Source organism: Streptomyces sp. NPDC097619 (assembly GCF_040302735.1).
GTDB lineage: Bacteria > Actinomycetota > Actinomycetes > Streptomycetales > Streptomycetaceae > Streptomyces.
This window is the reverse complement of sequence record NZ_JBEOSD010000217.1, coordinates 1-10,441: the sequence shown is the minus strand read 5'-3', so window position 1 is coordinate 10,441 and position 10,441 is coordinate 1. Positions and strand designations below refer to the sequence as shown.

Sequence of the window (10,441 nt, the reverse complement as noted above, 5' to 3'; positions counted from 1 at the left end):
CACCGGCGTCCTCGGTCGCGAACGCCTCATGCCATATCACGCAAAGCACCTCAGAATACGGCAAAATTTGGGTCAAATTGGCCCTGGATCGTAAGCCGGGCCACGGTCCCCGTGGGGCCCTACCGCCAGCCGAAGCGGCGGTCCACCTCGCGGGCGAACTCCTCGAAGCTGAGCACCGCGTCGCCGTTCCGGTCCGCCTGGTCGAACAGCGCGGAGGAGTCGTCGGCATCACCCAGACCCCAGAACGGCAGGTCACCCCGGGCGGCCAGGGTGGGCCCCTTGCTGCGCAGGGCGGAGATCACCTCCGCGCGGGTCAGCGAGCCGTCGGCGTTCAGGTCGAGCGCGTCGAACAGCTTCCGGGCCTTGTCACTCACGCCTGTCGTCCTTGTCTTCCGGTGGTCCGTCCTGGCGGCTGCACCCTACGCGCCGCCCCGTAAGGAGCACGTAGGTCGCGGCGGGAGTCAGTCGCCGGCGGTCGCGGCCTCGGCCAGGAGGAGTCCGGCCAGCTCGGTCGGGCGGGAGAACATCGGCCAGTGCCCCGTTTCCAGGGTGGCCAGTCGCCAGCGGCCCGCCGCCACCTCGGCGGCGACCGTGGGCATCAGCTCCTCGGTGCTGAGCAGGCACTGGAGGTAGGTGGCCGGGAGCTCGCCGACCGGGCGGGACAGCTTCGCCGGATCGACGAGGGTGGCGCCCGGGTGCGGGGTGGAGCGGGCGAGGATCCGGGCGACCTGCTGCTCGTCCAACTCCTGCCCTTCGAACCGCTCCGGCCCGAGGGGGGCCCAGTTCCCGTCGTTCTCCGCCATGGACGCCTCGATGAACGGCCTGCCCTCCGGCCAGGACGAGAGGAAGGACTCGCCGTCCTCGGGGATGTTGGAGTCGACGAACACCACCCGGGACAGCCTGTCCCCGATCCGCTCCGCGGCCTGCCCCACCGGGATGCCCGCGTAGCTGTGGCCGACGAGCACCACCTCGCGCAGGTCCCGCGAGACGACCGCTTCCACCACGTCCTGGACGTGCGTCTCCAGCCCCGCCCGCACCTCACGCTTCTCCGCCAGCCCCGACAGGGTGAGGGCGGTGACCTCGTGGCCCGCGGCACGCAGCTCCGGCACCACCTCGTCCCACGCCCACGATCCCAGCCAGGCCCCCGCCACCAGTACGTAATGAGTCATGTGATCACGCTATCGGAGGGGTCCGACAATCCGCCGGGAACTCCCGGCGTCGGCCGGCGCGGGCGGGACGCGGGTGTGCCGGGCCGCCCACCCGGGGTAGATCTCCGGACACGGAACACGGGACCGCGGGAACACGGGACCGCAAGAACACGGAGACGCGGGACACGGGGACACGGGGACACGAGGGCGCGGGCGCACCGGGGCACGAGAAGGCGCGAACACGGGACGTCGGGGACACGGGAACACGGGGACACGGGCCGGGGGTTCGGCATGGCGGACGAGACACGGACCGGCGGCGCGGAGTCCGGGGCGCCGCCGCACGGAGGCCCGGTGGGGCCGGAGCCGGGGCGGATCACCCGCGCCTTCCGGTACCCGCCGGAGGACGAGGGCCGGCAGCGCCAGGACTTCCTGGCGGGCACGGTCCTCGCGGCGGGGGCGGCCCTGTTGGCCCCCGGCGCCCCGGGGCCCGACCGCCCCGGCCCGCTCTTCACCCTGCTGGTGCACGAGGACGTCCGCACCTACGGCCCCGCGCCGCAGCTCCGGGACGCCTTCGCCCTGCTCGACGCGGGTCGCACCGAGGAGGCCCGCTCGGGGCTCGGCATCGGCACCGGCTGGTCGGCCCTGGGCGGCCCCGACCCGCTGGTCAAGCTGAACCTGAAGTTCCCCGGGCCGTCTCCCCGGGGCGGCCTGGTGCACCTGGTGCTTCCCGCCCGGCAGTACGGGCCGCACTGGCACGCCGTCGCGGCGGGCGGGCTGCTGGGCATCAGCTCCGAGGAGCGGTTGCGGCGGGCCGCCGGCCGCCCGGGCGCCACCTTCGCCGACGCGCTGGAGGGCTGCCTGCTGCTGGGCACGGGCACCTCACCGGTCCTGGAGCACCTGGTCACCGTCTACGGCTGGGAACCCTGACCGCGGCCCCGACCCGGGTGGGCCGGGGCCGCGGCGGCCTGCGGCCGGGCGGAAGGAAGGGGTCAGTCGCCGGGCGGTCGGGCGAAGTTGCCGTAGCCGGTCCAGTCGAGGACCACGCAGGGATCGTCGCCGAGCACCCAGGCGTCGTGTCCGGGCGCGATGAGCAGCAGGTCACCCGGTTCGGCGTCGGCGGCCTCGCCGTCGTCCATGACGATCCTCATGCGCCCGCTCACCACGTAGCCGGTGTGGGCTTCCTGGCAACTATCGGTGCCCGCGAGGGGCTTGATGTGCGTGGACCACTGCCAGCCAGGCGCGAACACCGCGCGCCCCACTTGGCCCCGTTCGGTCTCCAGCAGGTCGAGCCGCCCGGATTCCTCCGGGAACCGACGGGTCTCGTCGGCTGAGCCGAAGTTCCGGCGCACCAGTCCGGTCATGTCGGTCGCCTCCCCTCGAGAAGGCGTACGTACGTCCCGAGTCCATTTCCACGATAGCCCCGCCCGGCGGGGTCGGCAGGGGCCCGTGGCGGCGGGTGCGCGGGCTCCCCGGTCCGGGGCGGGGCCGGCCCGCCGCGCGGCATCAGCGCGGCACTGCACCACCGCCGGACCGGGGAGACGCGCCGTCACTGTAGACCGCGCGGGGCCCCGCGCCGGGGAACCGGGACCCCGGTCCGATGATCGTGTTGCGGTCGGGGGCGACACGCCGGGGTCGCGGGGCCGGCGGGTGACCGTGAGGGGTGAACGGAGGGGTCCGACCGCCCCCGTTCCCGGAGCGCCTGCGTGTCCCGCCGGGGGCTCGGCCGTTCAATGGGCGGCCCGCGTCCCCCAGAGAACGGACCTCCCCCGTGACCTCACCCGCGCAGCAGCGGCTCTCCCGCCGGAACGTCTTCACCGGACTGCTGGCCTTCGGCGGGGCCGTGGCCCTGGCGCCGGCCGCCGCGGGGCGGGCGCTGGCCGCCGGTCCCGCCGCCGCTTCCTCGCCGGACGGGGTCGGGGCGGGCTCGGTCGCCGTGCGCCGGCTGCTGGCCGGACCGGACATCGTCTCCTGTGCCGGCTGGGGCGCGCGGCCGGCCTCGGAGCAGGTGGTGGTGCTGTCCACGCCGCCGCAGCGGATCATCGTGCACCACACCGCCACCCAGAACGTGTCGGACTACTCCCGCGACCGGGCCTTCGCCCTGGCCCGCGCCGTGCAGAACCACCACATGGGCACCAACGGGTGGATCGACACCGGCCAGCACTTCACGATCAGCCGGGGCGCGTTCGTGCTGGAGGGCCGGCACCAGAGCCTGGCCGAGCTGCGGGCCGGGACGCGCCAGGTGCGGTCCGCGCACTGCGTCGGCCAGAACAACACGGCCATCGGGATCGAGAACGAGGGCACGTACATGACCTCCGCGCCGCCCACCGCGCAGTTCGACGCGCTGGTGGCGCTGTGCGCGCACATCTGCCTGCAGTACGGGCTGGCGTCCTCCGAGATCTACGGCCACCGGGACTTCAACAGCACGAACTGCCCCGGCGACAAGCTGTACGCGCTGCTGCCGAAGCTGCGGGCCGCCGTCGCGGACCTCACGGGTGACGAACGGACCGAGCCGATGTGGCACCCGGCGGCGCGGGCGGCCCATTGGCACGAGTGGCAGGAGCCGCACGCGGAACCGGAGTACCGCACGGCGGCCGCCCGCGTGCACCGGGGCCATCACCACCCGAACCCTCTGGACGCCTGACCCGCCCGGCGCGCGCCGGGCCCGCGCGGGCGGCGGGCGTCAGAGGACGGTGAGGGGGACCAGGAGGGCGAAACCGGCCCCGGCCTCGACGGCGTAGGCGTAGTCCGAGGGGTGGGGCACCGGGGCGGCCAGCAGGACCAGCTTGCCCTGGGTGCGGCCGGCCGTGAGCCATTCCTCGGAGGCTCCGGCACTGCCCTCGTACCAGCCCGCGCAGCGGCCGGGGCCGCGGACGACGAGGAGGTCGTCGGCGGGTCGGTACCAGGCCTGCCAGCCGGGTGCCGGGGCGGACCAGCCCTCCAGGTTCTCGAAGCGGACCCAGCCGCCCTCGCGGATCGCGAGGTCGAAGAGCCAGATCGGGGTGCCGTCCTCGGTGTGGGTGCCGCCTTCCTGCCGGTCGGTGGTGAAGTGCACCACCGGCAGGGGGTCGGGGCCTTCGGGCACGCTCGGCCAGGCGTACACGACCGGGGCGGGCTCGGCGGCGGGCTGCCCGGGCGTCGTCGGATCGGGCTGGTGGCTCGGGGTGATCATGCCCCGATTGTGCCGGGTGGTCCGGCCCCGTCCGGCCCGGGGGTGCCGGCGGGCCGGGCCCGCGCGGGGGTGCTCGCCGGACCGCGCGCCGTCGGCTAGGAGCGCGGGCCGACCCGGGAGCGGGCTCCCGACATGCCCTCGGTGCGGCGCAGCGGGCGGGCCAGGAGCACGGCCACGTCGTCCTGGGCGGATTCGGGGAGGAGCCGCTCCAGGATGTCGTCGCAGATGACCTCCAGTGGTCGGTGCAGGGGACGCAGGGCTTCGGCGAGGCGGGCGAGGCCGTCGTCGAGGTCGCGGTCGCGGGATTCGATGAGGCCGTCCGTGTAGAGGGCGAGGAGGCTGCCGGGCGGGAGGGGGACGTGTTCGACGTGGAAGGCGCGGCCGCCGGTGCCGAGCGGGGCCCCGGGGGTGCCGTCGAGGAAGGTGACGGTGCCGTCGCGGGTGACGACGGCCGGTGGCGGGTGTCCGGCGCGGGCGACGACGCAGCCGCCGGTGGCGGGGTCGTGGACGGCGTAGACGCAGGTGGCCATCTCGTCCTCGCCGAGTTCGGCGACGATGTCGTCGAGGGAGGCGAGCATGGCGGCCGGCGGGACGTCGTGGCGGGCCAGGGTGCGGACGGCCGTGCGGAGCTGGCCCATGACGGCGGCGGCGTGGATGCCGTGGCCCATGACGTCGCCGATGACCAGTCCGGTGCGGTCGCCGGGGAGGGCGATGACGTCGAACCAGTCGCCGCCGACGTCGTGGTCGCTGGCGGGCAGGTAGCGCCCGGTGAGTTCGAGGTGGGCCACCTGCGGCAGCGCGCTGTTGGTGAGGCTGCGCTGGAGGGTGCGGGCGGCTTCCCGCTGTCCCGTGTACATGCGGGCGTTATCGATGTTGAGGGCGGCGCGGGAGACGAGTTCGTCCAGGAGGAGGCAGTCCTGTTCGTCGAAGGGCTCGCGGGTCTTGAGGCGGGTGACGGTGACGGCGCCGAGGGCGGTGCCGCGGGCCACCAGGGGGACGAGCCGGGAGGAGCCGATCTTCTCGACGAGGTAGGCGCGCAGCGGTTCCAGCTGGGGGTCGGTGATGAGGGCGGGGACGTCGGTCTCGTAGAGGTTCATGGGCCGGCCCTCGCTGACGCTGCGCTCGTACACGGATCCGGGCGGGATCTGGAAGGTCATGCCGGGGCTGAGGCGCGCGGTGGGGGCGGTGGGGTCGGGGAAGGCGGCGGCGAGCCGGCGGACGAGGCCCTGCCGGTTGGTACCGGTCTCGTCGGGGGCGAGGACCTCTTCGAGGAGTTGGACGTCGGCGGAGTCGGCGAGGGCGGGCACGAGGACCTGGACGAGTTCGGCGGCGGTCTGGCGGAGGTCGAGGGTGGTGCCGATGCGGCTGCCGGCCTCGGCGAGGAGGGCGAGGCGGTGCCGGGCCCGTTCGGCTTCGAGGAGGGCGCGCTGCCCCTCGGTGATGTCGATGAGGGAGGCGATGAGGCCGAGGGTGCGGCCGGTGGTGTCGACCAGCGGGGCGTAGGAGCAGGACCAGGTGTGGTCGTGGTGCGGGTCGGAGGGAGTGCGGCCGGTGCGGCGGGCGTCGACCACGGGGGTGCCGAGGTCGAGGACCTGCTGCATGGCGGCTTCGAGGGCGGCGGCGTTGACCCCGGGCACGACCTCGGTGAGGCGTTTGCCGAGGTGCTCGGCGGCGGGGACGCCGTTCATCCGGGCCAGGGCGTCGTTGACGCGGAGGAAGCGCAGGTCGGGGCCGAGGGTGCCGAGTCCGATGGGCGACTGCGTGAAGAGGGATTCGAGGGCGGCGAGGGAGTCCCGCATCCGGAGGACCTCGGAGGTCTCCACGGCGATCAGCAGGGTGCCGGTGCGGCCCTGCGGGTCGGTGGCGGGGACGATCCACATCTCCATGGTGACGGGGTGGCCGTCGCGGTGCCGGACGGAGAGGGTGCCGCCGACGGTTTCACCCGCTTGGACGCGTCGGGTGAGCTCGTCGGCGAGCCCGCGGTTGCCGTCGGGGACCAGGAACTCGGAGGCGTGGCGGCCGACGATCTCGCTGCTCGGGTGCCCGAGGAGGTCTTGCGCCGCCAGTGACCACTCGACCACACGGCCCTCGGCGTCCTCCCGCCAGAGGGCGATGGGGAGCAGTTCCCGCAGTACGCCCGCGTATCCGACGGCCCGCTGGGGCTGTCCCGCTACCTCGCTCGACCAATGGTGTGTGTCCAAGTCCGCGCCCTCACCCCGAAGGGGTAGATTCCTACGCAAAACACCCTAACGGAGACACCTACGCGGGGCGTCTCCGCCGGATGCCACGGGCTGCGCTCCCGGCCGGTCCGGGGGCAGCATGGAAGCGGCACGTTCGTGCGTGCCGGAGTGCAGGAGTGCCCGTCCCGGTCGTGACCGAAACCCGGCGACCCGGACGGGCGGCACCGGATCCGCCCGTTCCCCCGCCGGGGCGGCGGACGGTACCGGCCCGGAGCGGGTCCATCCGGACCGGCCGACGGCGGAGGCGACGGAGGGAGCGGTCGGGTGGAGGACAGCGCATGAGCGCGGGTTCCGGCCGGACCCGGGGGCCCTCGGGGCTGCGCAGCGTGTCGGGGCAGGTGTTCGCGCTCCAGGCGGTGCTGGTCCTGCTGCTGGTGGCGGCCGCCGTCCTGGCCCTGTTGCTCCAGGCGCAGACCGACAGCCGCCGCAACGCCGCCGAACGGTCGCTGGCCGCCGCGGAGGCCTTCGCGCACTCCCCCGGTCTGGCCGCGGCCCTGGCGGGACCGGATCCCACCGGCACCCTGCAGCCCCTCACGGAGGCGGCGCGGCGGGCGGCCGGGCTCGACTTCATCGCCGTGATGGCCCCGGACGGGCTGCGCTACACCGATTCGCGGACCGACCTGATCGGGCGCCGGGCGGTGGACATCGAGCGGGCCACGGCCGGCGAATCGTTCACGCAGCTCTATCACGGGGCACCGGCCGACGCGGTCAGGGCCGTGGTCCCGGTACGGGACGACCAGGGCCGGGTGATCGGGCTGGTCGGCACGGGCATCGAGGTCGGCAACGTCTCGGAGATGGTCCGGGACCGGCTGCCGCTGGTCCTGGGCGTGGGCGCGGGCGCCCTCGTGCTGGCCACCGGCGGGGCGGCCCTGGTCAGCAGGCGGCTGCGGCGGCAGACCCACGGGCTGGGCCCGGTGGAGATGACCCGGATGAAGGAGCACCACGAGGCGGTGCTCCACGCGGTCCGCGAGGGGGTCCTGATCGTCGGCGCGGACGGCCGGCTGCTCCTCGCCAACGACGAGGCCCGGAGGCTGCTGGACCTGCCCGCGGACGCCGAACAGCGGCCCGTGGGCGAACTGGGACTGGACCCGGGGACCGCCGAGCTGCTGCTCGCGGGTCGGGAGGTCACGGACGAGGTGCACCTGGCCGGTGACCGGCTGCTCGCGGTGAACGTGCGACCCGCGCGGCCGGAGCGGGGCGGCCCGGCCGGGGCGGTGATGACCCTGCGGGACTCCACGGAGCTGGTGGCGCTGGCGGGGCGCTCGGAGGTGGCCCGTTCCCGGCTCCAGCTGCTGTACGACGCGGGGGTGCGGATCGGCACCACCCTGGACGTGGTCAGGACGGCCGAGGAGCTGTCGGAGGTGGCGGTCCCGCGGTTCGCGGACTTCGTGACGGTGGAGCTGCTGGCCCCGGTGTTGCGCGGGGAGGAGCCGTCTGGGGTGCACACCGAGATGCGGCGGACCGCGATGTCCGGGATCCGGCGGGACCAGCCGCTCCAGCCGGTGGGGGACGTGATCCGCTTCGTGTTCCCCACCACGCCGATGGCCGCCGCCCTGGACCGGGGCCAGGGCGTCCTGGAGGCGGACCTGCGGACCGCGACGGGCTGGCGGGTGCAGGATCCTCGGGGCGCGGCGCGGGCCCTGGCGTACGGCTTCCACTCGCTGGTGACGGTGCCGTTGCAGGCGCGCGGGGTGGTGCTGGGGATGGCGAACTTCTGGCGGACCGAGACCCCGGAGCCGTACAACGAGGAGGACTTGGCCTTCGCGGAGGAGCTGACGGCGCGGGCGGCGGTCTCCATCGACAACGCGCGCCGCTACACCCGCGAGCACACCATGGCGGTGACCCTCCAGCAGAGCCTGCTGCCGCGGGTGCTGCCCGATCAGTCGGCTGTGGACGTGGCCTTCCGGTACCTGCCCGCGGAGGCGGGCGTGGGCGGGGACTGGTTCGACGTGATCCGGCTGCCGGGGGCCCGGGTGGCGCTGGTGGTGGGGGACGTGGTCGGGCACGGGGTGCACGCGGCGGCCACGATGGGGCGGTTGCGGACGGCGGTGCTGAACTTCTCCACCCTGGACCTGCCCCCGGACGAGCTGCTGGGCCACCTGGACGAGCTGGTGGCCGGCATCGACCAGAACGAGGCCCGCGAGGACGGGGCGGGGATGCCGGGGCCGGGCGCCGGTGGCCCGGCGGCCGGCGCGGGGCCGGGCACGGCGGGTGCCGGAGGCGTCGGCGGGGGCGGGGCCGACGGGATCACCGGGGCCACCTGCCTGTACGCCGTCTACGACCCGGTGTCCGGGCGTTGCCTGGTGGCGCGGGCCGGGCATCCCGGTCCGGCGCTGGTCCACGCGGACGGTCGGGTGGAGTTCCCCGAGGTCCCGGCCGGGTTGCCGCTGGGTCTGGGCGGGATGCCGTACGAGGCGGTGGAGCTGGAACTGCCCGAGGCCAGCCGGCTGGTGCTGTTCACCGACGGGCTGCTGGAGGACCGGGACCGCGACCTCGACTCGGGGCTGGAGCTGCTGCGGGCCACACTGGCCCGGCCGGGCCGCAGTCCGGAGCAGACCTGCGCGGACGTGCTGGGCGCCCTGCTGTCCCCGGCCCCCGCCGACGACATCGCGCTGCTGGTGGCGGGCACCCGCCGGCTGGCGACCGACCGGGTCGCCGAGTGGGAGGTGTCCGCCGATCCGGCGGAGGTGTCCAGGGTCCGCCGGGAGGCGGGCGCCCAGCTCACGGAGTGGGGCCTGGACGAGCCGGCCTTCACGGCGGAACTGATCCTGAGCGAGCTGATCACGAACGCCATCCGGTACGGGGCGCCGCCGGTGCGGGTGCGGCTGCTGCGGGACCGCGGCCTGATCTGCGAGGTCTGGGACGGCAGCAGCACCGCCCCGCACCTGCGGTACGCGGCCAGTACCGACGAGGGCGGGCGCGGGCTGTTCCTGGTGGCGCAGTTCGCCGAGCGGTGGGGCACCCGGTACACCGACCGGGGCAAGGTCATCTGGGCGGAGCTGCCGCTGACCGGGGCGCCGGGTCCGGCCGGGGCGGTGGGGCTGTTGGCGGGGTTGGACGATCTGGAGGACCTGGCCTGGTGAGCGGGCCCGCACCGGTGCGGGCCGGTGGGAACCCCGGCGGGGCACGCGGAGTTGAGCGGTCATGGCGATCATTCACAGGACCACCGTCACTCCGGGCAAGCTGGAGCTGCTCGCCGGCTGGCTGCCCGCGCAGCCCTGGTACGCGGGCGGCGCGCGGCCCGATCCGGCGAAGGCGGGCGGTTTCCGCCTCGACGATCCGGCCGGTGAGGTGGGCATCGAGTTCATGCTGGTCACGGAGGGGGAAGGGGCGGCGGCCCGGGCCTACCAGGTGCCGCTGACCTACCGCGGGGCGCCCCTGGAGGGGGCCGAGGCGGGGCTGGTGGGCACCACCGAGCACGGGGTGCTGGGGCGCCGCTGGGTGTACGACGGCACCCATGACCCGGTGTGCGCGGCGCAGCTGCTGGCGCTGTTCCGGGGGGAGGTGGCGGCGCAGGCGCAGAACGAGTCCGACGTGCCCGACCCCACCGTGGTCGTGCTGCCCGGACCGGTGCCCGGCACGGTCGAGGGGGCGACGCGTCCCGTGCACGGGGAGGACGCCACGGTCCTCGCGGTGGACACCGCGGCGGGGCCGGTCCCGTTGACGGTGGTCCGGGTGTTGCGGCCGGCGGCGGGGGCGGACCTCCCGGCCGGTGCGGCGGCACGGATCGAGGCGGGGTGGCGGCTGCCCGACGGAGCGGAGGTCCGGGGGACCCTGGCGGTGCTGGGCGGCGACGCGGCGGGCTGAGCGCCGGTCCAGGTGGTCCGAGGCCAGGTTCAGGTCGCAGGCCAGCAGGTCCGGATTGACCGAGGTGTACTTGGCCC

9 protein-coding genes are annotated in these 10,441 nt (G+C 75.0%); 4 read left to right on the top strand and 5 right to left on the bottom strand.

What is annotated here, in order from left to right:
- Nucleotides 1-119 precede the first annotated feature (119 nt).
- Both ABTZ17_RS34150 and ABTZ17_RS34145 read right to left on the bottom strand, forming a co-directional pair.
- Nucleotides 120-374, bottom strand: a complete 255-nt coding sequence (locus ABTZ17_RS34150; protein ID WP_352199694.1) for an EF-hand domain-containing protein — start codon at nucleotides 372-374, stop codon at nucleotides 120-122.
- A gap of 87 nt (nucleotides 375-461) precedes the next feature.
- The gene (locus ABTZ17_RS34145; protein WP_352199693.1) at nucleotides 462-1,169 is read right to left on the bottom strand and encodes an alpha/beta fold hydrolase; all 708 of its coding nucleotides are present in this window, start codon (nucleotides 1,167-1,169) and stop codon (nucleotides 462-464) included.
- A gap of 270 nt (nucleotides 1,170-1,439) precedes the next feature.
- On the opposite strand from ABTZ17_RS34145, the gene ABTZ17_RS34140 reads away from it, so the two are divergent.
- Complete coding sequence (locus ABTZ17_RS34140) at nucleotides 1,440-2,075, top strand: hypothetical protein (RefSeq protein WP_352199692.1); 636 nt, start codon at nucleotides 1,440-1,442, stop codon at nucleotides 2,073-2,075.
- Nucleotides 2,076-2,137: 62 nt separating this feature from the next.
- Here the strand turns inward: ABTZ17_RS34140 and ABTZ17_RS34135 are convergent, their stop codons facing one another.
- Nucleotides 2,138-2,509 (bottom strand): cupin domain-containing protein, encoded by a 372-nt coding sequence (locus ABTZ17_RS34135; protein ID WP_352199691.1) that lies wholly within the window; start codon nucleotides 2,507-2,509, stop codon nucleotides 2,138-2,140.
- A 407-nt stretch (nucleotides 2,510-2,916) separates the two neighbouring features.
- Here ABTZ17_RS34135 and ABTZ17_RS34130 point away from each other — a divergent pair, with 407 nt between their 5' ends.
- Complete coding sequence (locus ABTZ17_RS34130; protein ID WP_352199690.1) at nucleotides 2,917-3,789, top strand: peptidoglycan recognition protein family protein; 873 nt, start codon at nucleotides 2,917-2,919, stop codon at nucleotides 3,787-3,789.
- 39 nt (nucleotides 3,790-3,828) lie between these two features.
- Here the strand turns inward: ABTZ17_RS34130 and ABTZ17_RS34125 are convergent, their stop codons facing one another.
- Nucleotides 3,829-4,317 carry a hypothetical protein gene (locus ABTZ17_RS34125; protein WP_352199689.1) on the bottom strand — a complete coding sequence of 163 codons (489 nt, stop codon included), beginning with the start codon at nucleotides 4,315-4,317 and terminating at the stop codon, nucleotides 3,829-3,831.
- A 95-nt stretch (nucleotides 4,318-4,412) separates the two neighbouring features.
- A complete protein-coding gene (locus tag ABTZ17_RS34120; RefSeq protein ID WP_352199688.1) occupies nucleotides 4,413-6,518 on the bottom strand; it encodes a SpoIIE family protein phosphatase in 2,106 nt (701 codons plus the stop codon).
- A 317-nt stretch (nucleotides 6,519-6,835) separates the two neighbouring features.
- On the opposite strand from ABTZ17_RS34120, the gene ABTZ17_RS34115 reads away from it, so the two are divergent.
- Nucleotides 6,836-9,640 carry a SpoIIE family protein phosphatase gene (locus ABTZ17_RS34115; RefSeq protein ID WP_352199687.1) on the top strand — a complete coding sequence of 935 codons (2,805 nt, stop codon included), beginning with the start codon at nucleotides 6,836-6,838 and terminating at the stop codon, nucleotides 9,638-9,640.
- Nucleotides 9,641-9,701: 61 nt separating this feature from the next.
- A complete protein-coding gene (locus ABTZ17_RS34110; RefSeq protein ID WP_352199686.1) occupies nucleotides 9,702-10,364 on the top strand; it encodes a maltokinase N-terminal cap-like domain-containing protein in 663 nt (220 codons plus the stop codon).
- Nucleotides 10,365-10,441: the final 77 nt, after the last annotated feature.

Bases quoted from the DNA above. Each gene is read 5' to 3' on its own strand.
- ABTZ17_RS34145 (WP_352199693.1), bottom strand. From the start codon at position 1,169: ATGACTCATTACGTACTGGTGGCGGGGGCCTGGCTGGGATCGTGGGCG.
- ABTZ17_RS34140 (WP_352199692.1), top strand. From the start codon at position 1,440: ATGGCGGACGAGACACGGACCGGCGGCGCGGAGTCCGGGGCGCCGCCG.
- ABTZ17_RS34135 (WP_352199691.1), bottom strand. From the start codon at position 2,509: ATGACCGGACTGGTGCGCCGGAACTTCGGCTCAGCCGACGAGACCCGT.
- ABTZ17_RS34125 (WP_352199689.1), bottom strand. From the start codon at position 4,317: ATGATCACCCCGAGCCACCAGCCCGATCCGACGACGCCCGGGCAGCCC.
- ABTZ17_RS34115 (WP_352199687.1), top strand. From the start codon at position 6,836: ATGAGCGCGGGTTCCGGCCGGACCCGGGGGCCCTCGGGGCTGCGCAGC.
- ABTZ17_RS34110 (WP_352199686.1), top strand. From the start codon at position 9,702: ATGGCGATCATTCACAGGACCACCGTCACTCCGGGCAAGCTGGAGCTG.